This window comes from Streptomyces sp. NPDC041068 (assembly GCF_040647455.1).
In the GTDB taxonomy this organism is placed as follows: domain Bacteria; phylum Actinomycetota; class Actinomycetes; order Streptomycetales; family Streptomycetaceae; genus Streptomyces.
Map to the genome: position 1 here is coordinate 20956 of NZ_JBEZCG010000022.1, position 25773 is coordinate 46728.

22 protein-coding genes are annotated in these 25773 nt (G+C 70.6%); 12 read left to right on the top strand and 10 right to left on the bottom strand.

What is annotated here, in order from left to right; genetic code table 11:
• Nucleotides 1-183 precede the first annotated feature (183 nt).
• On the bottom strand, nucleotides 184-447 hold the full coding sequence (locus tag AB0B50_RS37700) for a WhiB family transcriptional regulator (protein ID WP_016642094.1): 264 nt from the start codon (nucleotides 445-447) through the stop codon (nucleotides 184-186).
• 665 nt (nucleotides 448-1112) lie between these two features.
• Here AB0B50_RS37700 and AB0B50_RS37705 point away from each other — a divergent pair.
• From AB0B50_RS37705 to AB0B50_RS37715, 3 genes are read left to right on the top strand one after another with little or no spacing between them, the layout of a single operon-like run.
• On the top strand, nucleotides 1113-1628 hold the full coding sequence (locus AB0B50_RS37705) for a cysteine dioxygenase family protein (RefSeq protein WP_362340437.1): 516 nt from the start codon (nucleotides 1113-1115) through the stop codon (nucleotides 1626-1628).
• A 33-nt stretch (nucleotides 1629-1661) separates the two neighbouring features.
• Nucleotides 1662-2618 (top strand): 2-phospho-L-lactate transferase, encoded by a 957-nt coding sequence (cofD, locus tag AB0B50_RS37710; protein WP_362340438.1) that lies wholly within the window; start codon nucleotides 1662-1664, stop codon nucleotides 2616-2618.
• Nucleotides 2615-3973: a coenzyme F420-0:L-glutamate ligase gene (locus AB0B50_RS37715; protein ID WP_362340440.1), complete on the top strand. Its 1359-nt coding sequence runs from the start codon at nucleotides 2615-2617 to the stop codon at nucleotides 3971-3973. The genes cofD and AB0B50_RS37715 overlap by 4 nt, the downstream gene beginning before the upstream one ends.
• Nucleotides 3974-4074: 101 nt before the next feature.
• Here the strand turns inward: AB0B50_RS37715 and AB0B50_RS37720 are convergent, their stop codons facing one another.
• From AB0B50_RS37720 to AB0B50_RS37730, 3 genes are all read right to left on the bottom strand, one after another.
• Nucleotides 4075-5073 carry a DNA-3-methyladenine glycosylase 2 family protein gene (locus tag AB0B50_RS37720; protein WP_362340442.1) on the bottom strand — a complete coding sequence of 333 codons (999 nt, stop codon included), beginning with the start codon at nucleotides 5071-5073 and terminating at the stop codon, nucleotides 4075-4077.
• 103 nt (nucleotides 5074-5176) lie between these two features.
• Nucleotides 5177-6259: an NDP-sugar synthase gene (locus AB0B50_RS37725; protein ID WP_362340444.1), complete on the bottom strand. Its 1083-nt coding sequence runs from the start codon at nucleotides 6257-6259 to the stop codon at nucleotides 5177-5179.
• A gap of 105 nt (nucleotides 6260-6364) precedes the next feature.
• Complete coding sequence (locus AB0B50_RS37730) at nucleotides 6365-7777, bottom strand: peptidoglycan recognition protein (RefSeq protein WP_362340446.1); 1413 nt, start codon at nucleotides 7775-7777, stop codon at nucleotides 6365-6367.
• Between the two features lie 138 nt (nucleotides 7778-7915).
• On the opposite strand from AB0B50_RS37730, the gene AB0B50_RS37735 reads away from it, so the two are divergent.
• From AB0B50_RS37735 to AB0B50_RS37750, 4 genes are all read left to right on the top strand, one after another.
• Nucleotides 7916-8668 carry a TIGR03089 family protein gene (locus tag AB0B50_RS37735; protein ID WP_362340448.1) on the top strand — a complete coding sequence of 251 codons (753 nt, stop codon included), beginning with the start codon at nucleotides 7916-7918 and terminating at the stop codon, nucleotides 8666-8668.
• Between the two features lie 213 nt (nucleotides 8669-8881).
• Entirely contained in the window at nucleotides 8882-10177 is a 1296-nt protein-coding gene (locus tag AB0B50_RS37740; protein ID WP_362340449.1) for an LCP family protein, read from the top strand.
• Nucleotides 10178-10402: 225 nt separating this feature from the next.
• The gene (locus AB0B50_RS37745) at nucleotides 10403-12178 is read left to right on the top strand and encodes an LCP family protein (protein ID WP_362340451.1); all 1776 of its coding nucleotides are present in this window, start codon (nucleotides 10403-10405) and stop codon (nucleotides 12176-12178) included.
• 122 nt (nucleotides 12179-12300) lie between these two features.
• Nucleotides 12301-13926 (top strand): LCP family protein, encoded by a 1626-nt coding sequence (locus tag AB0B50_RS37750; protein WP_362340453.1) that lies wholly within the window; start codon nucleotides 12301-12303, stop codon nucleotides 13924-13926.
• A 112-nt stretch (nucleotides 13927-14038) separates the two neighbouring features.
• On the opposite strand, the gene AB0B50_RS37755 is transcribed toward AB0B50_RS37750, so the two are convergent.
• On the bottom strand, nucleotides 14039-15085 hold the full coding sequence (locus AB0B50_RS37755) for a glycosyltransferase family 2 protein (protein WP_362340455.1): 1047 nt from the start codon (nucleotides 15083-15085) through the stop codon (nucleotides 14039-14041).
• A gap of 258 nt (nucleotides 15086-15343) precedes the next feature.
• Here AB0B50_RS37755 and AB0B50_RS37760 point away from each other — a divergent pair, with 258 nt between their 5' ends.
• Nucleotides 15344-16714, top strand: coding sequence for an LCP family protein (locus tag AB0B50_RS37760; protein WP_362340457.1), 1371 nt, complete (start codon nucleotides 15344-15346; stop codon nucleotides 16712-16714).
• A 27-nt stretch (nucleotides 16715-16741) separates the two neighbouring features.
• On the opposite strand, the gene AB0B50_RS37765 is transcribed toward AB0B50_RS37760, so the two are convergent.
• Nucleotides 16742-17290 (bottom strand): acyl-CoA thioesterase, encoded by a 549-nt coding sequence (locus AB0B50_RS37765; RefSeq protein WP_362340459.1) that lies wholly within the window; start codon nucleotides 17288-17290, stop codon nucleotides 16742-16744.
• Nucleotides 17291-17419: 129 nt separating this feature from the next.
• Between AB0B50_RS37765 and AB0B50_RS37770 the strand changes: the two genes are divergently transcribed.
• Both AB0B50_RS37770 and AB0B50_RS37775 read left to right on the top strand, forming a co-directional pair.
• Nucleotides 17420-18772, top strand: coding sequence for an LCP family protein (locus AB0B50_RS37770; RefSeq protein WP_362340460.1), 1353 nt, complete (start codon nucleotides 17420-17422; stop codon nucleotides 18770-18772).
• 132 nt (nucleotides 18773-18904) lie between these two features.
• Nucleotides 18905-20032, top strand: coding sequence for a dipeptidase (locus AB0B50_RS37775; RefSeq protein ID WP_362340462.1), 1128 nt, complete (start codon nucleotides 18905-18907; stop codon nucleotides 20030-20032).
• A 21-nt stretch (nucleotides 20033-20053) separates the two neighbouring features.
• On the opposite strand, the gene AB0B50_RS37780 is transcribed toward AB0B50_RS37775, so the two are convergent.
• The gene (locus tag AB0B50_RS37780) at nucleotides 20054-20470 is read right to left on the bottom strand and encodes a VOC family protein (RefSeq protein ID WP_362340464.1); all 417 of its coding nucleotides are present in this window, start codon (nucleotides 20468-20470) and stop codon (nucleotides 20054-20056) included.
• Between the two features lie 13 nt (nucleotides 20471-20483).
• On the bottom strand, nucleotides 20484-20846 hold the full coding sequence (locus AB0B50_RS37785; protein WP_362340466.1) for a VOC family protein: 363 nt from the start codon (nucleotides 20844-20846) through the stop codon (nucleotides 20484-20486).
• An 87-nt stretch (nucleotides 20847-20933) separates the two neighbouring features.
• On the opposite strand from AB0B50_RS37785, the gene AB0B50_RS37790 reads away from it, so the two are divergent.
• A complete protein-coding gene (locus tag AB0B50_RS37790; RefSeq protein ID WP_362340467.1) occupies nucleotides 20934-21473 on the top strand; it encodes a CGNR zinc finger domain-containing protein in 540 nt (179 codons plus the stop codon).
• 182 nt (nucleotides 21474-21655) lie between these two features.
• Here AB0B50_RS37790 and AB0B50_RS37795 read toward each other — a convergent pair whose 3' ends face one another.
• Nucleotides 21656-22999, bottom strand: a complete 1344-nt coding sequence (locus AB0B50_RS37795) for a UDP-glucose/GDP-mannose dehydrogenase family protein (RefSeq protein ID WP_362340469.1) — start codon at nucleotides 22997-22999, stop codon at nucleotides 21656-21658.
• A gap of 175 nt (nucleotides 23000-23174) precedes the next feature.
• Between AB0B50_RS37795 and AB0B50_RS37800 the strand changes: the two genes are divergently transcribed.
• Nucleotides 23175-24332, top strand: coding sequence for an acyl-CoA dehydrogenase family protein (locus AB0B50_RS37800; protein WP_362340471.1), 1158 nt, complete (start codon nucleotides 23175-23177; stop codon nucleotides 24330-24332).
• Between the two features lie 203 nt (nucleotides 24333-24535).
• On the opposite strand, the gene AB0B50_RS37805 is transcribed toward AB0B50_RS37800, so the two are convergent.
• Nucleotides 24536-25759 (bottom strand): dipeptidase, encoded by a 1224-nt coding sequence (locus AB0B50_RS37805; protein WP_362340473.1) that lies wholly within the window; start codon nucleotides 25757-25759, stop codon nucleotides 24536-24538.
• Nucleotides 25760-25773: the final 14 nt, after the last annotated feature.

Consider the following 25773-nt stretch of genomic DNA (forward strand, 5'->3'; position numbering starts at 1 on the left):
ACGGCCCGCCGCCTGTGGATGACCCACGGGCGACGGGCCGTTGGTTGCGCATTGATTGAGGGAGGTGTGTGCCGAATTGGTCGGGCGGCACGCACCGTCGGGGGTCGGCTTGCCGCGTGCCGCTTCACGCACGCGCGTTCTCCTACGTACACGCACGCGTGGTGCGTGCGCGGGCGGTCGGGATCAGACCGCCGCCTTCTTCAGTCGCCGTCGTTCACGCTCCGACAGTCCGCCCCAGATGCCGAAGCGTTCGTCGTTCGCCAGTGCGTACTCAAGGCATTCCGAGCGGACCTCGCAGGCGAGGCAGACCTTCTTGGCCTCGCGCGTGGAGCCGCCCTTCTCGGGGAAGAAGGACTCGGGGTCGGTCTGGGCGCACAGCGCGCGCTCCTGCCAGCCGAGTTCCTCGTCCGCGTCCTCGACCAGCAGTTCCTGAACCAGCTCGGTCATGTGCGCCCCTCGTCTGTCTGTGCGTCCCCGTCGTGCTTGCCGTTACCGATTTCGGCTGAACGACACGAGTGAAATTACAAGTGTGCCGATCCGGGCCAGTCAAGCCGAGATCTGCTATTGGGCCCCTTATTCACTCTGCGGAACCAAGGCTATGCGGAAAGTGTTCAAATCGGCATAAACCGTGACACTCGCGAGGGACCGTTCCGGCACCGCCCCTCCCGTGAGGTCTCGAAGGAGTTTCGAAGAGGTCTCACAAAGAAGGACGTTGATGTTTGAGTGCCGGTTGCTGCGCCATGTGTCCGGTGCGGCGAGTGCACAAACCTTTCGCCTGAGAGAACAACCGGATGAGGTGAAACATATCCCACATTGCGGACATCGAGTTGACACCGAAGGTGTGAGCCGGTGTCCTGGTGGGCATGCTCGCAAACCTGGCTCTTTCGATGACCCGCACCAGCGGGTCCATCGGTGCTGCCCACGCGCGCTGTTGCTGTTCCTGCTCCAGCTGTTGAGTTCCTCCAGCTGTTGAGTCGGCTCCCCGAGCCGCTTCTCCTCGCTCCACCCTTCCCCAAGCTCTCGGCTCCGCTCGAGCAGGGGAGACCCCACTCACCGCGCTCCACCTTCCTTCGCGACACCCCAGCACTCTTACGTTGAGGAACCACCGCACGATGAACAGCGACAGCGACCTCCAGATCGCCGGCGACATCCTCGAAGTCACCCACCTCCTGCAGCCCGCCCGCGAGCACCCCGCCACCGTGGCCGAGTTCGTCGGCCTCGCCCGCTCCATCGCCGCCGACCGCTCCCAGTGGGAACACCTCGTCCGGTACGACGCCACAAGCCGCTGGTACCACCGCCTCAAGACAGGTCCGGGGTACGAGGTCTGGCTGCTCTCCTGGGTGCCCGGACAGGGCAGCGGGCTGCACGACCACGGGCCCTCCTCCGGCGTACTCACCGTTCTGCAGGGCGAGTTGACGGAGCGCACGGAGCGCGGCGCGCGGGCGCTCGGGGCGGGCGCACAGCGCGTCTTCGCCTCCGGGTACGCCCACGACGTCGTCAACGACTCCCTCGAACCGGCCGTCAGCCTGCACATCTACTACCCGGGCCTGACCGAGATGCCGATGCACGCCGCGCAGTGCGCCGCCGCCACCGTCGAAGGCGCCGCGGAGGATGTCGTAACCGCCTGACACGCTGTCGTACCCGCCTGACATGCTGGGGACATGCGCATTGTGGTTCTGGCCGGCGGCATCGGCGGCGCCCGTTTCCTCCGTGGACTCAAGAAGGCCGCGCCCGACGCGGACATCACGGTCATCGGCAACACCGGTGACGACATCCACTTGTTCGGGTTGAAGGTCTGTCCCGACCTGGACACCGTGATGTACACGCTCGGCGGCGGCATCAACGAAGAGCAGGGCTGGGGACGTACGGACGAGACGTTCAAGGTCAAGGAAGAGCTCGCGGCGTACGGCGTCGGGCCCGAGTGGTTCGGGCTCGGCGACCGGGACTTCGCCACGCACATCGTGCGGACGCAGATGCTGGGCGCCGGATATCCGCTGAGCGCCGTCACGCAGGCGCTGTGCGAGCGGTGGCGGCCGGGGGTGCGGCTCATCCCCATGTCCGACGACCGCGTCGAGACGCACGTCGCCGTCACGATCGACGGCGAGCAGAAGGCCGTGCACTTCCAGGAGTACTGGGTACGCCTGCGCGCCTCCGTGGACGCGCACGCCGTCGTGCCCGTCGGCGCCGAGCAGGCCAAGCCCGCGCCCGGCGTCCTGGAGGCCATCGCCGAGGCCGACGTCGTGCTCTTCCCGCCGTCCAACCCCGTGGTGAGCGTCGGCACCATCCTCGCCGTGCCCGGCATCCGCGAGGCCATCGCCGAGGCCGGTGTGCCGGTGGTCGGGCTCTCGCCCATCGTCGGGGACTCCCCCGTGCGCGGCATGGCCGACAAGGTGCTCGCCGCCGTCGGCGTCGAGACCAGCGCCGCCGCCGTCGCCGAGCACTACGGCAGCGGGCTCCTCGACGGCTGGCTCGTCGACAGCGTCGACGCGGGCGTGGTGGAGCGGGTCGAGAGCGCCGGGATCCGGTGCCGGGCCGTGCCGCTGATGATGACCGACGTCGACGCCACCGCCGAGATGGCGCGCGAGGCGCTCGCGCTGGCCTCGGAGGTGCGGGCGTGAGTGCCCCCTCCTTCACGGCGTGGGCCGTGCCCGGACTGCCCGAGGTGCGGGAGGGCGACGACCTCGCCAAGCTGATCGCGGCCGCCGAGCCGGGCCTCGCCGACGGCGACGTACTCCTCGTCACGTCCAAGATCGTCAGCAAGGCGGAGGGGCGTGTCGTCCTGGCCGACGACCGCGAGGCCGCCATCGACGCCGAGACCGTGCGGGTCGTGGCGCGGCGCGGGACCTTGCGCATCGTGGAGAACCGGCAGGGGCTCGTGATGGCCGCCGCCGGTGTCGACGCCTCCAACACGCCTTCCGGGACAGTGCTGTTGCTGCCCGTGGATCCTGACGCCTCGGCCCGTGCCGTGCGGGACGGGGTGCGGGAGGCCCTGGGCGTGGACGTCGGCGTCGTCGTGACCGACACCTTCGGGCGGCCCTGGCGGTCCGGGCTCACCGATGTCGCCATCGGGGCGGCCGGAGTGCGGGTGCTCGACGACCTGCGGGGCGGCGTGGACGCGTACGGGAATCCGCTGAGCGCGACCGTCGTCGCCACCGCGGATGAACTCGCCGCCGCGGGGGACCTCGTGAAGGGGAAGGCCGCGGGGCTGCCCGTCGCGGTGATCCGCGGGCTGGCTCACGTGGTGGGCGGCGCGGAGTCCTCCACGGAGACCTCCCCGGAGAGTTCCACGGAGTCCTCCACGGAGGGCTCCCCGGACGAAGGGGCTCGGGCGTTGGTGCGTGGTGCGCGCGACGACATGTTCCGGCTCGGGACGTCCGAAGCGGTGCGGGAAGCGGTGACGCAGCGGCGGACCGTACGGGAGTTCACCGACGAGGAGGTCGATCCCGGGGCCGTGCGGCGGGCCGTGGCCGCGGCCGTCACGGCGCCCGCGCCGCATCACACGACGCCGTGGCGTTTCGTGCTGCTCGAGTCCGAGGCCTCGCGGGTCGAACTGCTCGACGCCATGCGGGACGCGTGGGTCGCCGATCTTCGGCGGGACGGCAAGTCGGAGGAGTCCATCGCCAAGCGGGTGCGGCGGGGCGATGTGCTGCGCAAGGCGCCGTACTTGGTGGTGCCGTGCCTGGTCATGGACGGCTCCCATACGTACGGGGATGCTCGGCGGGACGGCGCCGAGCGGGAGATGTTCGTCGTCGCGGCGGGGGCGGGGGTCCAGAACTTCCTGGTCGCGTTGGCCGGGGAGCGACTGGGGTCGGCCTGGGTTTCTTCGACGATGTTCTGCCGGGATGTCGTGCGGGAGGTTCTTGGGCTGCCGGGGTCTTGGGATCCGATGGGAGCGGTGGCTGTGGGGCATCCGGCGGGTGAGCCTCCGGCTCGGGGGGAGCGGGCCGTGGAGAGCTTCATCTCCGTACGGTGACGGGCCGGGGCCTGGCAGTTCCCTCTTCGGGTGCGGGTTCGTGGGGGCTGATCGCGCGGTTCCCCGCACCCCCCAACGGGGCGCCTTCCCTGACCTGAGTCTCACAACGCCGCGATGTTGCCCCTCGGCATCCGCGGTTCCCTGCGCGGTGGGGTTCTGCCGCTGAGCAGGATCAGGCGGGCCGCTCTGTGGCGTTGGCCCTGGTAGGGGGCCAGAAGGCGCAGCATCTCGGCGTCGTCCGCCCTGCGGTCGTCCGCCAAGGCGTAGCCGACGATGCCCGGCAGGTGGAGGTCGCCGACCGTCACCGCGTCGGGGGCGCCGTTGCTGCGCTGGACCGTTTCCGCCGAGGTCCAGGGGCCGATGCCCGGGATCAGTTCCAGGCGGGCCTGGGCCTGGGGCGGGTCCATCGACGCCGCTTCCTCCATGCGGGATGCCCTGGCCACCGCCCGCAGGATCGTGGCCGCCCGCTTGTCGTCCACGCCCACCTTGTGCCACTCCCAGGAGGGGATGAGGGACCAGGTGCGGGGGTCCGGCATGACGTGCATGCGGCCCTCAGCAGGGCCTGGGGCCGGCTCGCCGTACTTGCGGACCAGGAGGCGCCAGGCCCGGTACGCCTCGTCCGTCGTGACCTTCTGTTCCAGGATCGACGGGATCAGGGACTCCAGGACCAGGGACGTGCGCGTCAGGCGCAGGCCCTGGCGGCGGCGCTCCGTCGCCGCGACCAGGCGGTGGCGGGGCGAGAAGGCCGTCGGGTCGTCCGACTCGCCCAGGAGGGACGGGAGTTGGTCCAGGAGCCAGGGTCCGCCCGGCCCCCATGCCTCGGCCTCCGCGGTCCCCGCGCGCAGAGCGACCCGAAGCGTGCCGGGGCCCTGCGGTGTGCGGCTCGCGCGCCAGACCGAGCCGTCGGGCGTCGTACGGAAGGTGGGGTCCGCGGGCCCGCGGCGCAGCGGGCCGAGGGTGAGGCCCAGGTCCAGGGGGTAGGGCGGCCGCCAGCTGCGGGTGTGCGCGGCCGTCGAGGGGCGCGGGACACCTGCGGGTACGGCCGCTTCGCCGCCGCGCACGGTGGTGCGAGTGGGGCGCGGGGCGAAACGGGACGACATTCGTACGAGGGTAGGGGACGGCCGACGCCGCCGGGGCGGATACCGCGGCTTCGGGGCGGATACCGGCCCCCACCAGGGCGGATACCGGTCCCCGCCGGGACGGCTACTGGTCGGAGGAGAAGCGGACCGCGCCCGCCGGCAGCGTGGCCTCGCACCAGACGCGTACGCCTTCGCGCAGTTCGTTGTCGGAGCCGATGGTCGCCCGGTCGCCGATCACCGCTCCCGAGAGCGCCGAGCGGGCCCCGATCCGCGCGCCCTCACCGATCAGGGAGTCCGTGATCACCGTGCCCGGCTCGATGACCGCGCCGGACAGGATCGTGCTGCCGGAGATCCGCGCGCCCTCGCCGACGCGTGCGCCCTCGCCGACCACCGTGCCGCCGGTGAGCTTGGCGTCGGCGGCTACGGAGGCGCTGGGAAGGACCAGGCGGTCGCCGCAGCGGCCGGGGACCGCCGGGGAGGGGGCGCGGCCGAGGACCAGGTCCGCCGAGCCGCGCACGAACGCCTGGGGCGTGCCCAGATCCAGCCAGTACGTCGAGTCGACCATGCCCTGGAGATGGGCGCCGGAGGCGAGCAGACCGGGGAACGTCTCGCGCTCGACGGAGACGGGGCGGCCCGCGGGGATCGTGTCGATGACCGAGCGCCGGAAGACGTACGCGCCCGCGTTGATCTGGTCGGTGACGATCTCCTCCGGGGTCTGCGGCTTCTCCAGGAACGCCGTGACCCTGCCGGTCGCGTCGGTGGGGACAAGGCCGTAGGCGCGCGGGTCGTCGACCTTCGTGAGGTGCAGGGAGACGTCCGCGCCCGCCGCCTCGTGGGTGTCGACCAGGGCCCGGATGTCCAGGCCCGTGAGGATGTCGCCGTTGAAGATCAGGACCGGCTCGTCGGGGGCCGAGTGCAGGCGCGATGCCACGTTGCGGATGGCGCCGCCCGTGCCGAGGGGTTCGGTCTCCGTGACGTACTCGATGTGGAGGCCGAGCGCCGAGCCGTCGCCGAAGTACGGCTCGAAGACCTCGGCGAGGTAGGAGGTGGCGAGGACGATGTGTTCCACGCCCGCCGCGCGGGCCCGCGCCAGCTGGTGGGTGAGGAACGGGACGCCCGCCGCCGGGACCATCGGCTTGGGGGTGTGGACCGTGAGCGGTCGCAGCCGGGTTCCCTTGCCGCCGACCAGGAGGATCGCTTCTGTCACCTGTCGTCTCTGCTTCCTGCTGGGGCCGGCCGAACTTGAGTTTCGGCCGGCCAGTGTATGCAGACGGATGTGCAGGCCGTGCAGTTCGTGCGGTGCGACCGGGCCTCAGCGGCCCTGGAAGCGGGCCGAGGTGGACCGGGCCTTGCCGAGCTTCTTGTACAGGCGGCTACCGGGGCACTCGGTGGCGAACCCGTCCCGATGGCCGGAGATCACCCGGAGTCGGACGTTCTCGCCTTTCTTGTACAGGTTGCCACCGCCGGACTTCAGGTATGTCGTTCCGCGCGGATTGGCGCCGTACAGGCCTAGCTTCCACGCGGTCAGCCGGGCGACGGCGTTCACGGCCGCCTTCGGGGGGGTGGAGCTGCTGTACGTGCCGAGGACGGCGATGCCCATGCTGTTCGCGTTGAAACCGAGAGTGTGGGCCCCCAGGACCGGCTTGGCCACACCTCCGGCACGTCCTTCGTAGATGTTTCCGCACCGGTCGACCGCGAAGTTGTAGCCGAAGTCACGCCAGCCGCTGCTCTTGACGTGGTAGCGGTAGATGCTGCGCAGCACGGATCCCGCCTGTGAGCAGCGGTAGTTGTTGCCGGACGCGCTGTGGTGCACGAAGGCGGCCTTCACGGTCTTGGTGTACGCGAAGTCCTTCTCGCGGAGCTTCTCGTCGGCGCCCCAGCCCTTGCGCGTGATGATGCGCGGGCGCGGTCCGACGTAGGGCCGGGCTTTGCCGACCGCCTCGAGGCCGCCGCGGACGGCGATCAGGTCGTCCTCCGTCTGCTGCTTGGTCAGCTCCGGGATCGCGGCGGCGCCGAGCGGGGCGAGGTCCGCGTTCACGGCCGAGGTCGCGGCGGACTCCACGGTCATGGCGGTGGCGCGCGGCGCCTCGGCCTGGCCGCCCTGGGGCGGGGGCTCCTCGCCCGGGTCGACCAGCTCCAGGCGCAGGCCCTTGGGGAGCGGGCCTTCGGTCGCGGCCCGGTTCGCGTACGCGTCCGCTCCCACCTCCACTCCCGCTCCCGCTCCCGCCTCCGCATCCGCGTCTGCTTCCGCGCGTACGCGGATCTCGACGCCGTCCGAGTCGCCGACCCACAGCGGCGCGGTCGAGCCGCGGACCGTGCCGGTGCCGCGCTCGGGGGTGTCCGGGTCCGCGGCGTGCTCGTGGTTGTGCGTCTCCACGTCCTGCCAGCCGGACCAGGTGGTGGTGCCGGTCGCGCGGGTGCGGACCTGGACGGTGCCGTGCAGTTCGGCTTCTGGGTTGTCCCAGACGACGCCGACCAGGGAGAAGGGGCGGACGTCGCGCTGGGCCAGGCCCTGTTCGCGCGCGGCGGCCGAGCCGAGGGAGCGGTCGGAGCCGAAGGGGGTGAGCGGGAGGGACTGAGTGCTGCCGGGGACCGCCTCCGCGGCGGTCCCGGTGGCCGGGGCGGCGGGCGTCGCGGCTCGGGCGCCGGACGACGGCAGGGTGAGGGGCAGGGCCAGGGCGGCCGCGCACGTGACGCCGATCGAGGAAGCAAGAAATCCACGCATACATCTGATCGTTGGCATAACGGAACATATCTGTCCATTGGGGAACTGACGGACCGTCGGCCGGGAGCGGTCCTTCCGGTCGCCCGCACTCCCCCGCCACGCCGAGGGGCGCGTGGGGGCCCGCGTACGCTTGCGCCCGTGAACGCCAACGACCGCACCCCTGCCGACCTGCTGCGATCCGCGCTCGCCTCGGACCCGGGCCGCCCTCTTGTCACCTTCTACGACGACGCCACCGGCGAGCGCGTGGAATTGTCCGTGGCCACCTTCGCCAATTGGGTGGCCAAGACCGCCAATCTGCTCCAGGGCGATCTCGCCGCCGAGCCCGGTGACCGGGCCGTGCTGCTGCTGCCCGCGCACTGGCAGACGGCGGTGTGGCTGCTCGCCTGTTCGTCGGTGGGCGTGGTCGCGGACGTGGGCGGCGACCCGGCGGGCGCCGATCTCGTCGTCAGCGGTCCCGACGCACTGGAGGCGGCGCGCGCCTGTTCCGGGGAGCGGATGGCGCTCGCGTTGCGCCCGCTCGGCGGGCGGTTCCCGCAGACTCCGGACGGCTTCGCCGACTACGCGGTCGAGGTTCCGGGGCAGGGGGATCAGTTCGCTCCGTACGCGCCGGTGGACCCCGACGAGGTCGCCCTCGTGGTCGGCGGGACCGAGCTGACGGGGGCGGAGGTCGTGGAGCGGGCCCGGGACGATGCGGGGCGACTGGGCGTCGGGCCTGGCTCCCGTGTTCTCTCCGGTCTGCCGTACGCGACCTGGGACGGGCTCAGTGCCGGGCTGTACGGGTCGCTTGCCGTGGGCGGGTCCGTGGTGTTGTGCCGGCACCTTGATCAGCTGGCCGAGGGCGGTCTTGAGAAGCGGGTCGAGGACGAGCGGGTGACGGTCACCCTGCGGTGAGCTGACTGCCAGGGCGGTTCGACTCCGGGTGCGGGTCCGTGGGGGCTGGTCGCGCAGTTCCCCGCACCCCTGACGGGGCGCCCCCATCAGGGCTCACCCCTCCCCCGTTCGGCGCACGTCAGCCCCTGGCCCAGAGGCCCCGCACCCCGCGTCGGTCCATGGTCGTAGAGGACGCACCACGCACCGACGCAGCCATGAGGGGTGGACGCACACGTGACCGACACCGAAGGCAGCCCGCCCGAGCCGAAGGCCACGTACGGGCCCGGGGCCGGGGCGAGCCCCACCGGCGCGGGTGCCGTCCGTCGCAGGCGCCGCTGGCTGCGCCGCACCGCGATCGGCGCCGCCGTCCTGGTGCTCGGCGCGGGCGGCGCGGGATGGGCGGCGTACGAGAAGCTCAACGGCAACATCACCAAGGACACCGACGCGGCCGCCGAGCTGGCGCGCTACGAGAAGGAGCGCCCGACGCCGCTGGTGCACGACGCGCAGAACATCCTGCTGCTCGGCTCCGACACCCGCGCGGGCAAGGGCAACCGCAAGTACGGCAGGGACCCCGGCACCCAGCGCTCGGACACCACGATCCTGCTGCACCTGGCCGCCGACCGGCAGAGCGCGACCGCCGTGTCCGTCCCGCGCGACCTGATGGTGGACATTCCCGCCTGCCGCAGGCCCGACGGTTCCCGTACGCGGGCCCAATTCGCCCAGTTCAATTGGGCGTTCGAGTTCGGCGGGACGGCCTGCACGATCCGTACCGTCGAGAAACTCACCGGAATCCGCGTCGACCACCACATGGTCGTGGACTTCACCGGCTTCAAGGACATGGTCGACGCGATCGACGGCGTGCAGGTCTGCGTGAAGGCCCCGATCGACGACGCCGACGCCCACGTGAAGCTCGCCGCGGGCCTGCGGACCCTGAACGGCGAGCAGGCGCTGGGATACGTGCGCGCCCGCAAGAGCCTCGGCAATGGCAGCGACACCGACCGGATGGACCGCCAGCAGGAGTTCCTCGGCGCACTCGTCAACAAGGTGCAGAGCAATGACGTCCTCTTGAATCCGACGAAGCTCTATCCCGTTCTCGACGCGGCGACTTCTTCGCTGACCACCGACCCCGGACTCGCGAGTCTGCGGGGTTTGTACGAACTGGTGCGCGGGATGCGCAATATCCCCACAGAACGGGTGCAGTTCCTCACCGTTCCCCGCAGGTCGTACGCCTACGACGCGAACCGCGACGAACTCGTGGAACCCGCGGCGGAGCAACTCTTCACGCGCCTTCGCACGGACACTCCGGTCGAAGTGGCCCCGCAGACGCCCGAGTCCCAGCAGGAGGAGGCCTCCTACGAAGAGGAGTCCTCGTACGAAGAGGCCTACGAAGAGGGATACGAGGACGGCTACGAGGAGTACGACGACTCCGGCGAGTACTGGAGCGACGAGAAGCCGGACGACCCTTCGCATACGCCGTCTCCCGCGCCGACATTCCGGGGCAACACGGCTGCCGGGTCCACCTGCGAGTAAAGCGATCCCCAAGGGAAGGCCGCGCTCCACAAAGAAATAGGGCGGATTGCCCAGTTGTAGGGGAGTGGAATTTGTCACCGGCGTCGTTCGACGCTGAACTGGGCGGATAGTGTGAGCGATCCGGTGCGCCGGGCCAATCGGCCGCGCATCGCTGGAACGACTGACCGAGCGCCTTCTTGAGGGGGGAAAGGCGCCGCGTGGCCCCGACGGAGGACGCAAACAACCGTGGACGCGCAAGGCCGTGGGCGGGCGGAGAACATCGACCCCGCAGACCAGTGGGTGCTCAACCCGAACACCGGCGACTACGAACTGCGACTGAGCCCCTCCGCAGGGCAGTCGGCGGTGCCTGGACCTCGTAGGAACGCACCCCGTCAGGGCGGCCGCGGCCGCCCCACGCCGGGCCGTGAGCGGCCCCGCCAGGACGAGCGTCGAGACGAACGCAGGGACGAGCGCGACGAGCGCCGCGAGGTGCCCGGGCAGCGCAGGCGCCGCGTCAAGGAGCCGGAGACGGCATCGGGCGGCAGGCGCAAGCAGAGGCCCCGGAAGTCCAAGGGCAAGACCAAGGGCAAGAAGGTCATGGTCTGGACGGGCGGCACGCTCGCCTTCCTGCTGGTGGCGGGCTGCACCGGCGGCTACCTCTACTACCAGCACCTCAACGACAACATCACGTCGATAGACGATGACGGCGCGGGCACCGGCGGCTTCAGCAAGGACCGGGCCATCAACATCCTCGTGATGGGCACCGACAAGCGCAGCGGCAGCGGCAACAAGGGCTACGGCGACGAGGGCAGCGTCGGTCACGCGGACACGACGATCCTGCTGCACGTCTCCAAGGACCGGACGAACGCGACCGCGTTGAGCATCCCGCGCGACATGATCACCGATATCCCGGACTGTCCGACGACGATGAAGGACGGGACCAAGAAGACCATCCCGGGCTCGCAGAACGTCCGCTTCAACGAGAGCCTCGGGCAGTACGAGCGCACACCGAGCTGCACCATGCGCACGGTCACGGAGATCACGGGGATAAAGCTCGACCACTTCATGGTGGCCGACTTCAACGCGGTCAAGACGCTCTCCAGCGCGGTCGGCGGCGTGGACGTCTGTCTCGCCAAGGACATCGACGACCCCAAGTCCCATCTGAAGCTGTCCAAGGGCAAGCACACGATCGAGGGCGAGGAGGCACTCGCCTTCGTGCGCACCCGGCACACCGTGGGCAACGGCGGCGACCTGAGCCGGATCGAGCTGCAGCAGCAGTTCCTCAGTTCGCTGATGCGCAAGCTGAAGTCGAGCGACACGCTCACCGACCCGACGAAGATGATCGACCTCGCGGAGGCGGGCACCAAGGCCCTCACGGTCGACTCCAAGATCGCCGACATAATGAAGCTCAAGGACCTCGGCATGGAGCTCGGCAAGCTCGACATGAAGAACCTGAGCTTCGCCACGCTGCCGGTCAAGGACAACCCCGCGGAGAAGGTCCCCATCACGGTCGTCCTCGACCCGCCCAAGGCCGACCCGCTGTTCGCGATGATGCGCGCCGACGAGTCGCTGACCGAGGTGAAGAAGCAGCAGAAGAAGGAGAAGGCCGCGGTGGCCGCCCGCCTCAAGGGCCCCAAGGCCGACGCCTCCGAGGTCCGCGTCGACATCTACAACGGCAGCGGGAAGACCGGCGCCGCTCAGACAACTCTCACATGGCTGCAGAACAATGAGGGCGTGCTCAAGTCCAGCCAACTGGGGAACGCACCCTCGGACATCAAGAAGACGACGCTCGAGTACGCATCGGACCAGGCTGACCAGGCCCGTCGGCTCGCCGACATCATGGGCCTGCCCGCCGCCGCCCTGAAGCCGGGCAAGAGCGAGAAGAACGCACAGGGCCTCCCGGCCATGAAGCTGACGCTCGGCGGCGACTTCAAGGGCGCGGGGGTGCCCATCGCCGCTCCGTCGAAGGCGCCGGAGGGGATCCAGAAAGTCGAAGCGGATAAGACTGTGTGTGCCAAGTGACCTGAAGCGGTCGTTCTGCGTCTAACAATGCGCCAAGGCGCACGACACCGGGGGGATGTCGTACCGGCGCCAAGTCGACGCGGAGCGACCGCAGTTCAGGACAGGGGCGGGAGGGGCTGGGGATGAAACAGGACAGCGTGCGGAGGGAAGGGACCAAACGGTCCGTGGAGCCTTCGGACGGGGGCGGTGAGCCCCCGGAGGGCGCCGGAGACGGAGGCGGCAGGCATCGGCACCGCAGGCGGCCGGGCGGCGGCGAGCGTCCGCCGCGCCGCAAGCGCAAGGTGCTCCGCTGGTCGGCAACGGTCCTTTCCGTACTGATACTTGGCACGGCCGGCGCCGGTTACCTCTACTACCAGCACCTCAACGGCAACCTGGAGACCGACGTCCTGAACCTGGGCGACCAGCGGGCTCCGGAGCCGACGCCCAACGCCGCGGGCCAGACGCCGCTGAACATCCTGCTCATCGGCTCGGACGCGCGGGACTCCAAGGAGAACCAGAAGCTCGGCGGGGCCAAGAACACCTTCGGCTCGCCGCCGCTCGCCGACGTGCAGATGCTGCTCCACGTCTCGGCGGACCGCACCAACATGTCGGTCGTCAGCATGCCGCGCGACACCCTGCTGCAGATCCCCAAGTGCACGGACCCGGACGACGGAAAGGTCTATCCGCAGACCGGCCCGCGGTACATGACGAACGAGTCCCTCGGCCGCGGCGGCCCCGGTTGCACCGTCGCCACCTGGGAGAAGCTCACCAACATCCACATCAACCACTTCATGATGGTCGACTTCTCGGGTGTGGTCTCCATGGCGGACGCCATCGGCGGCGTACCGGTCTGCGTGGACAAGAACATCCACTCGCGGGACGCCAAGGGACACGGCTCGGGCCTGAAGCTGAAGAAGGGCACCACCGAGGTCAAGGGCGAGCAGGCCCTGCAGTGGCTGCGCACCCGCTACGGATTCGAGGGCGGCACCGACATCAGCCGCGCCAAGGCCCAGCACATGTACATGAACGCGCTGGTCCGCAAGCTCCGCGAGAACACCGGCCTGACCAGCCCCAACCAGCTGCGCAAGCTCGCCGAGGAGGCGACGAACGCGCTCACGGTCGACGACGGCCTCGGCAGCCCCAAGAAGCTGTACGACCTGGGCAACGAGCTCAAGAAGGTCTCGCCGGAACGTACGACGATGACGACCATGCCGTTCGAGTACGTCGGCGAGCGCGTCATCCCGAAGCCCGAGGACGCCGAGCAGCTCTTCCGCCTCGTCCGCGACGACATCCCGCTGGACGGCAAGGGCAGGAAGAAGCCGGCCAAGGAGAAGCTGTCGGACGACCCGGCCGCCGCGGACGACAAGATCGCCGTCCAGGTGCAGAACGGCACGCGCAGCGCGACCGAGCCCCCGGCCGGCGGACGGGCGGGCGCCGTGGCGCAGATCCTGGCGGGCAAGGGCTTCACGAAGGCCGCGCCGGACACGGCGACGACGCTCAGCGAGGAGCGGACCGTCATCCGCTACCCCAGCGTCGACCTGGAGGGCGACGCCCAGCGGGTCGCCAAGTCCCTGGGTCTGCCGCTGAGTTCGGTGAAGAAGTCGACGGACGTCTCCGGGGTCACGCTGGTCGTCGGCGCCGACTGGCGCGAGGGTGACGTGCCGCCCAAGCCGAAGAAGAAGGACGACAGCACGCCGGATTCCGCGGACGCGCTCAGCGGCTCCGACAAGAAGGCGTGCATGAAGGTGGACCCGATCTACACCTGGTAGACGACGTTCACCCGGTAGACGGGACGACCTTCACCAGGTGAACGGCTTCGGGGCACGTGACGCACACGTCACGTGCCCCGAAGTTCCGTACTGAGTACGCCTGTTGGGTCGCTCAGGCCTGCTGGGTCTCCTGGGTCTCCCCCATGACGGCCGGGCGGCGCGAGGCGATGACCTTCTTGGCCAGCGCGCGCGGGCTGGTGAGGAAGCCGAAGCCCCACGACATGTGCATGGTCGCGAGCGCCACCGGGATCTGCAGACGGGCCTTGAGCGGCAGCCCCTTGCCCGCGGGGACGGACCCGGCGACGATCGCCGCGAGGTAGCCGCCGGGGATCACGAAGCCCCACGGCGTGAGGGCCGCGCCCACCACGGCGCCCGCCGCGATGGCGCAGACCGCGGTCGGCGGCGCGAGGTAGCGCAGGTTGATGGAGCCCTCGTGGTAGCGGGCGACGACGTGGCGCCAGCGGCCGTAGTCCTTGTACTGCTTGGCCAGGGCCTTCACGCTCGGGCGCGGGCGGTAGGAGACCTTCAGCTCGGGCGAGAACCAGATCATGCCGCCGGCCTCGCGGATGCGGAAGTTCAGCTCCCAGTCCTGGGCGCGGATGAACTCTTCGTTGTAGCCGCCCTGTTGCTCCAGGGCCTCGCGGCGGAAGACGCCCAGGTAGACCGTCTCGGCCTGCTGGGCGTCGCCGCCGGTGTGGAAGGCGGCGTTGCCCACGCCGATCTTCGAGGTCATGGCGGCGGCCACGGCCTGCTCCCAGGCGTTGGTGCCCTGGGCGTGCATGATGCCGCCGACGTTCATCGCGCCGGTCTCCTCCAGGAGGCGCACGGCGGTCGTGATGTAGCCCGGCGAGAGCGCGGCGTGGCCGTCCACACGCACCACGATCGGGTGACGGGACGCCTTGATGGCGGCGTTCAGCGCCGCGGGGGTGCGGCCCGTCGGATTGGGGACGGTGTGGACCCTCGGGTCTTCGCGGACCAGCTCGGCGGCGATCTCGTCCGTGCGGTCGGTGGAGGGGCCGAGCGCGACCACGACCTCCATCTCGCCCGCGTACTCCTGCTGCAGGATCGCGTGCACCGCCTCGCGCAGATGCCGTTCCTCGTTGAGGACGGGCATGATCACCGATACGGCGGGAGGCTGCACCTCAGACTTCGCGTTCATCACGCGTCACGTTACCGCGAACGGGGGACACGGGCGCGCGCCGTCCGGGTCGCTACCCCGGGCCGCATTTCGTATGGCCTTACGTTTCTCGGGTTCCCGGATCTTCGCCCACCCCCAGCCCGGACCCGTCTCCGCGGAGGTGTCCTCCACGTGCCCACACCGCCCCGCTCCCCCGCCCCCTCCCCGCGCCGCCCCCGTCCGCAGGACCGAAAGCCCGCCCGGAAGTCAGCCGGGCGGGGAAAGCGGCCCCGCTGGGCCATGCGGGTGGCGACCACCTTCTCCGTGACGGTCCTTGCCGCGGCCGGCATCGGGCACGGCGTCGTCACCAGCCTCGACACCGGGATCAAGCGGGTCGACGCCTTCAAGGACATGAAGAACAGGCCCGCGCCGGGCAACGGCATGAACGTCCTGCTCGTCGGCACCGACGGCCGCGACAAGATCAGCGCCGAGGAGAAGGCGAAGTACCGCCTCGGCGGCGCGCCCTGCCACTGCACGGACACGATCATGATCGTGCACATCTCGGAGGACAGGGACCGCGCGAGCGTCGTGAGCCTGCCCAGGGACTCGTACGCGGATCTGCCCGCGCACACCGACCAGACCACCGGCGAGAAGCACCACGAGCACGCCAACAAGATCAACGCGGCGTACGCGGAGGGCGGTCCCAACCTCACGGTGCGCACCGTCGAGCACATGACGAAGGTCAAGATCGACCACTATCTGGAGGTCGACTTCACCAGCTTCATGAAGACCGTGGACGTGCTCGGCGGCGTGGAGATCTGCACGGCACGCCCCCTGAGGGACTCGCACACCGGGCTCGACCTGTCGGTCGGCACGCACGAGCTGAACGGCGGCGAGGCGCTCCAGTACGTGCGCTCGCGGTACGTCGACGGGGCCTCCGACCTGGGGCGCATGCAGCGTCAGCAGCGCTTCCTCGCGGCGCTCATCGCGAAGGCGACGGGCAGCGGCGTCCTGCTGAATCCGGTCAAGTTCCGCGACGTGACGCGCACCCTGCTGGGCTCGGTCCGCGCGGACAAGGGCTTCGGGACGGGCGACATGCTGGACCTCGGGCGGGCGATGCGGAACTTCTCGCCGTCGTCGTCGGAGTTCACGACCGTGCCGCTGAGCGCCAAGGGCAAGAGCGTCCCGGGCATCGGCTCGACGCTGAAGTGGCACAAGACCAAGTCGAAGAAGCTGTTCGAGGCGTTGCGCGAGGACCGCCCGCTGGCCCCGCACCGCAACAAGGCCAGGACGGCGCTCGTGGGCGTCTCGCCCCAGCAGATCCGGGTCCAGGTGGACAACGGCACGGGGACGCCGGGGCTCGGCAAGCGCGTCGACGCGGCGCTTCGGGCGACGGGCTTCCGGACCACGCGGGTGCCGGGGAACGTCCCGGGGGCGAAGAAGAAGCCCGCCGAGCGGACCGTCGTCGCGTACGACCCGCGTTGGGACCGCTCGGCGAAGTCCCTGGCCACGGCGCTTCCGGGGTGCGAGATGCGGAAGGTCAAGGGGCAGGGCGCGACGCTGAAGGTGATCGCGGGCTCGGACTTCAAGGCGGTGCGGCCGGTGCGGGCGGAGGACGCCTACCAGGGCGAGTTCGGCGCGGTCACCGGGGACCAGGTCGTCTGCCCCTGAGCGGCGCTCCTGAGGTGAGCGGACGGCTCAGTCGTCGAAGCCCTCCGCGGCCCGGGACTCGCGCAGTTCCTTGATGGCCCGGCGCCGCGCGAGGCGGTGCGTGCGGCGGATCTGGGCCTCCTGGTAGCGGCGGCGGTCGCGGTCCGTCTCGGGGAGGACCGGGGGGACGGTGCGGGGCTTGCCGTCCGCGTCGACCGCGGCGAAGACGAGGTACGCGGAGCCGACCTGCTGGGCGGGCGTCGACTCGTTCCAGCGCTCGGCGAGGACCCGGACCCCGACCTCCATGGAGCTGCGTCCGGTCCAGTTGACCTGGGCCTTCACATGGACGAGGTCGCCGACGCGGACCGGTTCGAGGAAGGCCATCTCGTCCATGGACGCGGTGACCGCGGGGCCGCCCGAGTGGCGTCCGGCGACGGCTCCCGCCGCGTCGTCGACCAGTTTCATGATCACGCCACCGTGCACCGTCCCGAGGAGGTTGGTGTCGTTGTGGGTCATGATGTGGCTGAGGGTGGTGCGGGACGCCGAGGTCGGCTTGCCCGGAATCTCCGATTCTGGACTGGGAGCCTGATCTGTCATGCGCTCCACCCTATGCCGGACGTATGTCCGAGCCCTCCTCGGTCGCTTTGCATCAGCTCTGCAACAGCCCTGGCCCGAAATCCCGACCGCCCTGTAAGCCTCCCGGCCCGGCACTGCACACTAAGCCACATGAGCGATTGGCCAGACGATCAGGCGGGCGGCCGAGGACACGGCCGCGGCAGCGGGAACGCCCAGCCCGAGGGCGCCCGCGTGATGCGGCACATCCAGCGCGGCCGGCCCTCCCGTCCGGCAGGCCCACCGCCCGGCCAGGTCCCCTCCCAGCCGGCGTACGACGAGTACGGCGACCAGTACGGGAACGGACAGCCCTACGGCGACGCCCGCGACGACGTCTTCGAGCCGCGGACCCCGCGCCAGGACCCGTACGGGCAGAGCCAGGGCTACGACAGCGGCTACAACACCGGCCAGGTCTACGGCCAGCCGAACAGCGGCAACGGCGCGGGCCGGGGCGGCGACGGACACCCGCCGCGCGGCCCGCGCCCCGCGCCGAACTGGCGGCGCCGGATCAAGATCGGGTCGATCACCCTGGTGAGCGTCCTGCTCGTGACGTCCGTCGCCACGTACTTCTGGGCCGACGGCAAGCTCAAGCGCGAGGTCGACCTCTCCAAGGTCATCGAGCGGCCCGAGGGCGGCGCCGGCACGAACTACCTGATCGTGGGCTCCGACAGCCGCAAGGGCATGTCCGACGAGGAGAAGAAGAAGCTCCACACGGGCTCGGCCGAGGGCAAGCGCACCGACTCGATGATGATCCTGCACGTCGCGGACGACGGCGGGAACACGATGATCTCGCTGCCCCGCGACTCGAACGTGACGATCCCGTCCTTCAAGGGCGCCGAGTCCGGCAAGCTCTACCCGAACACCGGCCGCCAGACGAAGCTCAACGCGGCGTACGCGGAGGACGGCCCCGAGCTGCTCGTGCGCACCATCGAGTACAACACCGGCCTGAAGATCGACCACTACGCCGAGATCGGGTTCGGCGGCTTCGCCAAGATCGTGGACTCGGTCGGCGGCGTCGAGATGGACATCCCGAAGGCCTTCAAGGACAAGTGGTCGGGCGCCGACTTCGAGGCGGGCAAGCAGACCCTGAACGGCCAGGAGGCGCTCGCCTTCGTCCGCACCCGGCACGCCTTCGGCAGCGACCTGGAGCGCACGAAGAACCAGCAGAAGTTCCTCTCGGCCCTCGCCAACCAGGTGGCGACGCCCGGCACGATCATGAACCCGTTCAAGCTCTACCCCACGATGGGCGCGGGCCTGGACACGCTGGTCGTCGACAAGGACATGGGCCTGACCGACGTGGCCTCCATGTTCTGGGCGATGAAGGGCATCAGCGGCGGCGACGGCACCTCCATGAACATGCCGGTCGCGGGCTCCGTGGGCAGCAACCTGCTCTGGGACAAGGCCAAGGTCAAGCAGCTGGTGAACGAGCTGAACAACGACGAGAAGGTGACGGTCTCGGGCAGCTGAGACGCTCCCGCGGCGCGGCGGCGGGGCCCTTTGGCGGTACGCGTACCCCCGAACGGTCCGCCCGCCGCGAAGCCGCGGCGGCTCCGTGTCACGGTGGTCCGAACTGCCACCGCCGACGTCCGGAGCCCTGCCATGGCAGACCTGCAGGAGGAACTCAACACCACCGCCGAGGCCGGGGAGCTCGACAAACCCCCCGCCCCGCCCGAGCCCGTTGCCGAGCCGCTTCCCGTGCGGGAGCCCGACCCCCAGCCGGAGACCCGGTGCGCGCGGGCCCACGCCCTGCTCACCGCGCACCCCGTCGCCGACGGGTACAGCGGTCTGCCGCGGAAGCTGCGCGAACTGCCCTGGTACGACTTCGAGACGGGCGACAGCGGCCTGGAGAGCGACATCCCGCGGCTGCGCGAGGGCCGGGTCGGGGCGCAGTTCTGGTCCGTGCACGTGCCCGAGGGGACGAGCCCGGACCGGGCGGTCGGCACGACCCTGGAACAGATCGACCTCGTCAAGCACGTCGTCGACGCCCACCCCGAGGGCCTGCGGCTCGCCCGCAACGCCTCGGAGGCCGCCGACGCGCGCAACTGCGGGCGCATCGCCACGCTGATCGGCCCCGCCCAGGGCGGCGCGCTCGGCGACTCGCTGGGCACGCTGCGGGCGCTGCACAGCCTGGGTCTGTGCGCGGTCACCCTCTCCGGTACGTCGTGGGCGGGCGCGGACGGGCTGACGACGTTCGGCGAGGAGGTCGTGCGGGAGATGAACCGGCTCGGGGTCCTCGCGGACCTCTCCGGCGCGTCCGAGGCGACGGCGCGGCGGGTCCTCGCCGTCTCCAAAGCTCCGGTGATCTTCACCCGCTCCGGGGCTCGTGCTCTGCGCGAGCATCCGGCGAACCTCGGCGACGACCTCCTCGCCGCGGTCGGTGCCGCCAAGGGTCTGTGCCTGGTCCCGCTCGCCGCCGAGCGGACGGGTCCTTCCGTACGTGATGTGGCGGACCACCTCGATCGCGTACGCCGCGTCGCGGGACCGGAGTGCGTCGGCCTGTCGGGGACGTACGACGCCGCCGAGGCGCACCCGGAGGGCCTCGGCGACGCGTCCTGCTATCCGCGCCTGGTGGCCGAGCTGCTCGAACGCGACTGGTCCGAGGCCGAGTTGGCGCTGCTCACCTGGGGCAACGTCCAACGGGCGCTGCGCGGCGCGGACTTCACGGCGCGGGCCGCGCGGGAGCGGCGGGCCGCGTCGACGGCGACGATAGAGCGCCTGGACGGGTAGCCGGGGTCAACGCCTCCCGACTCAAGGGATCTTGCAGAGGCAGAAGGGGTGCCCGGCAGGGTCGGCGTACACGCGGAAGTCGCGCTTGCCGCCGTCGTCGTCCAGGTCGAGCGGGCGCGCGCCGAGGGCGAGCACCTTCTCCTGGGCGGCGTCGATCTCCTCGTCGGTGCGGCCCGCGTCCAGGTCCAGGTGGATCTGCTGGGCGTTGACGTCGGAGCGGGGCCACTCGGGCGGGCGCAGGCCCTCCACCTGCTGGAACGACACCTTGACGCGCCCTTCGGCCACGAGGTCGATCCAGTCGCCGTCGTCCTCGATGGTGCCGCCGATGACCTGGGCGTAGAACTCGGCGAGTTCGCGTGGGCGTGGGCAGTCGAGGACGACGTTGCGCAGGCGGGCGATGGGGGTGGTGGGAGTGGTGGGGTCCTGGGCGTCAGTCATGGCTTCCTCCTGCTCACTCGGCACACAGACAGAACGGGTGCCCCGCGGGATCCGCGTAAACCCGCCAGCTGCGGTTGCGGTCGGCGGCGTCGAGGACGGTGGCGCCGAGCGCGAGGACCTGCTTCTCCGCGGCGTCCATGTCTTCCACCGTGAGGTCCAGGTGGAACTGCTGCGAGCCGTCGGTCGACGGCCACGTCGGCGGCACATGGCCCGGGGACTCCTGGAACGCGAGGGGCGTGCCGTCGTGGCCCTCCAGGTCGACCCAGCCCTCGAAGTGCTGGGCGGGGGTGCCGCCGATGACGGCGGCGTAGAACTCGGCGAGGGCGAAGGGGTCGGGGCAGTCCAGGGCGACGACGCGGAGCTTGGCGAAGGGCATAGCTCTCCTCCCGGAGGAATTACCGGTTAATTGCTTCAGCCGGTAACGGTTACTTCATGCTCCCGCAGAAGGGGTAACGTCGCAACCATGAATGACAGAGCGCCCGCGCCGGGAGGGCTCGCGCTGGTCCAGGAGCTGGTGAACACGCTGAACGTGGAGACGGGCGTGGACGCGCTGGCCACGGAGGAAGGGCTGAGCGCGTTCGGGCTCGCGCCTGGCGAGGCTGCCGCGGCGCGCGAACTCCGGGAGTCGTTGCGGGCGGCGTGCCTCGCGCACGCCGGGCATCCGCCGCACAGGGCGGTCCCCGACCTGACCGGGCTCCTGGCCTCGGCGCCGCTGGTGGTGACGGTGGACGCGGCCTCCGGTGCGGCGTCACTGGCGCCCGCGGACGCGTCGTCGCTGACCGCGCGGGTGGCTTCGGCCATCGCCGAGGCGATCACCGCGGGCACATGGCTCCGCCTCAAGGCCTGCGAGGCGTCGGACTGCCACTGGGCGTACTACGACCGCAGCCCGGCGGGGCGGAGCCGGTGGTGTGACATGGGGGTGTGCGGGGCGCGGGCGAAGATGCGGGCCTATCGGGCACGGGGGCGCGCCGCTGGGGGTGACCGAGTAGAGCGCCGTGGGTAATCAGGTCCGTCGCATGTGCGGGTTTGATTGGGTTACTCGCGCAGTTCCCCGCGCCCCTGAAGGGGCACGCCCCAGGCCGACGGAGGCGCCCCTTCAAGGGGCGCGGGGAACTGCGCGACCAGCCAAGAACCGGCCCGCAGACTCCGAACCACCGAACGAGGCAGCCCCTGTGGAGCGAACCGTTAAGCCGCCGGACGGCCCATCGCTCGGTACGTCCAGCCGGCGGCACGCCAAGCCGCCGGGTCAAGGGCGTTGCGGCCGTCCAGGATGACGGGAGCCGCGGCCACCGCGGCGAGGTCCGCCGGGTCCAGCTCGCGGAACTCGCGCCACTCCGTGAGGTGCAGGACGACATCCGCGCCGCGCACCGCGTCGACCGCCGAGTCCGCGTAGCCGAGGGTGGGGAAGAGACGGCGGGCGTTCACCATGCCCTTGGGGTCGTAGACCGTGACCTGGCCGCCCTGGAGGTGGATCTGCCCGGCGACGTTGAGCGCCGGGGAGTCACGGACGTCGTCCGAGTCCGGCTTGAACGTGGCGCCGAGGACCGCGACCCGCTTGCCGAGGAAGGACCCGCCGCCCAGCGCCTCCCGCGCCATCTCGACCATCTGGCCGCGCCGGCGCATGTTGATGGAGTCGATCTCGCGCAGGAAGGTCAGCGCCTGGTCCGCACCCAGCTCGCCCGCGCGCGCCATGAAGGCGCGGATGTCCTTCGGCAGACAGCCGCCGCCGAAGCCGATCCCGGCCCGCAGGAACTTCTTCCCGATCCGGTCGTCGTGCCCGAGCGCCTCCGCCAGTTTCACGACGTCGCCGCCCGCCGCCTCGCACACCTCGGCCATCGCGTTGATGAACGAGATCTTCGTGGCCAGGAAGGAGTTCGCGGAGGTCTTCACCAGCTCGGCGGTCGGGAAGTCCGTGACGACGAAGGGCGAGCCCTCCTCGATCGGGGTCGCGTACACCTCGCGCAGCAGCTTCTCCGCGCTCTCGCTGCGGACGCCGACCACGATCCGGTCGGGGTGCAGCGTGTCCTGCACGGCGAAGCCCTCCCGCAGGAACTCCGGGTTCCAGGCCAGTTCGGCCTCCGCGCCCGCCGGGGCGAGCTCCAGGAGCCGCGCGGCGAGGCGGTCCGCGCTGCCGACAGGGACGGTGGACTTGCCGACCACCAGGCACGGCCTGGTGAGGTGCGGCGCGATGGACTCGACCGCGGCGTCCACGTACGACATGTCGCACGCGTACTCACCGTGCTTCTGCGGGGTGTTCACGCAGACGAAGTGGATGTCGCCGAACTCCGCGACCTCCGCCGGGTCCATGGTGAAGCGCAACCGACCGCTGGAGCCCTCGATGCCCGCGACGTGCTTGCGCAGCAGTTCCTCGAGGCCGGGCTCGTACATGGGGACCTCGCCCCGCTGGAGCATCTCGACCTTCTCGGGCACGACGTCCAGGCCGAGCACCTCGAAGCCGAGCTCGGCCATGGCCGCGGCGTGCGTGGCGCCGAGATAGCCGGTGCCGATCACGGTGATCTTGAGGGCCATGCGGTGCTCCAGAGGTGCGGGGGCTTCGGTGCGGGTCGAGCATAGTCGCGCGTGCGCAGGCCCCTGAAAGGGCACGATCTCCGCTGTCGCCAAGCTCACGTATCCCTCGCACGGCAGGCGACACTAAAATTTGGGTTACTTAACGGTAGTTAGCGTCCTGGGAGCGTGAGAGACCTTGGCCGGATCGGCTGATTTCGACCTGTACCGCCCGTCCGAGGAGCACGACATGCTCCGCGACGCGATCCGCTCGCTCTCCGAGGCGAAGATCGGTCCGTTCGCCGCCGCGGTGGACGAGGAGGCCCGCTTCCCGCAGGAGGCGCACGACGCGCTGGTCGCCAACGACCTGCACGCCGTCCACGTACCGGAGAGCTACGGCGGCGCGGGCGCCGATGCCCTCGCGACCGTCATCGTCATCGAGGAAGTGGCCCGCGTCTGTGCCAGCTCCTCGCTGATCCCGGCCGTGAACAAGCTCGGCTCGCTGCCCGTCATCCTCTCCGGCTCCGAGGAGCTGAAGAAGAAGTACATGACGCCGCTGGCCAAGGGCGAGGGCATGTTCTCCTACTGCCTCTCCGAGCCGGACGCCGGTTCGGACGCGGCGGGCATGAAGACCAGGGCCGTGCGCGACGGCGACTCCTGGGTGCTCAACGGCGTCAAGCGCTGGATCACCAACGCGGGCGTCTCGGAGTACTACACGGTCATGGCCGTGACCGACCCCGAGAAGCGCTCCAAGGGCATCAGCGCCTTCGTCGTGGAGAAGGGTGACGAGGGCGTCTCCTTCGGCGCCCCGGAGAAGAAGCTCGGCATCAAGGGCTCCCCCACCCGCGAGGTCTACCTCGACAACGTCCGCATCCCCGCCGACCGCATGATCGGCGAGGAGGGCACGGGCTTCGCGACCGCCATGAAGACCCTGGACCACACCCGCATCACGATCGCGGCGCAGGCCCTCGGCATCGCCCAGGGCGCCCTCGACTACGCCAAGGGGTACGTCAAGGAGCGCAAGCAGTTCGGCAAGCCGATCGCCGACTTCCAGGGCATCCAGTTCATGCTCGCGGACATGGCGATGAAGATCTCGGCCGCCCGCGCGCTGACCTACCAGGCCGCCGCGGCCTCCGAGCGCGGTGACGCCGACCTGACCTATCTGGGCGCGGCGGCGAAGTGCTTCGCCTCCGACGTCGCGATGGAGGCCACGACGGACGCCGTCCAGCTCCTCGGCGGTTACGGCTACACCCGTGACTACCCCGTCGAGCGCATGATGCGCGACGCGAAGATCACGCAGATCTACGAGGGCACGAACCAGGTCCAGCGGATCGTGATGGCCCGCAACCTGCCGTAGCCTGCGGCGCTTCAGCGGTGACGGTGCCCTCCCCCTGGCCTCAGGGGGAGGGCACCGTCTCGTGGCCCCTTCAGGGGCGCGGGGAACTGCGCGAGCAACCAAGAACAAAGCCGCACCCGCGGCGACCGCCGTAGGCAGACGCGACTGCGGGTCCTTCGTGGCTGAGCGCGCAGTTCCCCGCGCCCCTTACGGGGCGCCCTGCCTCAGCCGTCCAGTTGGGACAGCGTCGCGATCGACGGGCCCCGTCGGGAGCTGATGTCCCGGGAGACGTCCTCCGCCGCGCCCAGCACCCGTACCGCGTTCCGCCACGTCAGCTTGGCGAGGTCCGGCTTCGACCAGCCGCGGGTGAGGAGCTCCGCGATCAGGTTCGGGTAGCCCGCCACGTCGTCCAGGCCGGACGGGGTGAACGCCGTGCCGTCGAAGTCGCCGCCGATGCCGATGTGGTCGATGCCCGCCACCTCGCGCATGTGGTCGAGGTGGTCGGCGACCGTGGCGGCCGTGGCGACGGGGCGGGGGCTGCGCTCCTCGAAGGCCGCGTGGACCTTCATGGCCTCCGGCGTCGTGTCCAGGTGGTGGAAGCCGTGGGCGCGCATGTTCTCGTCCGCGGCCAGGGTCCAGTCGACCGCCGCCTGGAGGACGAACTTCGGCACGAAGGTCGCCATCGCCACGCCGCCGTTGCCCGGCAGCCGCTCCAGGACGTCGTCCGGGATGTTGCGCGGGTGGTCGCACACCGCGCGCGAGGACGAGTGGGAGAAGATCACCGGCGCCACGGACGTGTCCAGGGCCGCCCGCATCGTCGTCGCCGCCACGTGGGAGAGGTCCACGAGCATGCCGGCGCGGTTCATCTCGCGTACGACCTCGTGGCCGAACGGCGAGAGGCCGCCGACACCGGGCTCGTCCGTCGCCGAGTCCGCCCACGCGATGTTGTCGTTGTGCGTGAGCGTCATGTAGCGGACGCCGAGCGTGTGCAACGCCCGCAGCGTGGCCAGGGAGTTGTTGATGGAGTGGCCGCCCTCGGCGCCCATCAGGGACGCGATGCGCCCCTGGGAGCGGGCCTCCTCCATGTCCGCGGCCGTCAGGGCGCGGGCCAGGTCCGAGGGGTAGCGCGTCAGCAACTGCTCGACGCAGTCGATCTGTTCGAGCGTGGCGCTGACCGCGGCGTCGCCCGCCAGGTCCGTGCGTACGTACACCGACCAGAACTGGGCGCCGACGCCGCCCGCGCGCAGGCGGGCGATGTCGGTGTGGAGGTTGCCCGTCTGATCGGCGGCGATGTCGAGTCGGTCGATGTCGTAACCGGCCTTCTCGCGCAGCGCCCACGGCAGGTCGTTGTGGCCGTCGACCACCGGGAACTCGGCGAGCAGCGAACGCGCTTCTGCCAGCTCCTCGGGATGCGGCTTCTCGGGATGCGTCGTCTCGGGATGCGTCATACCCGTCACTGTGC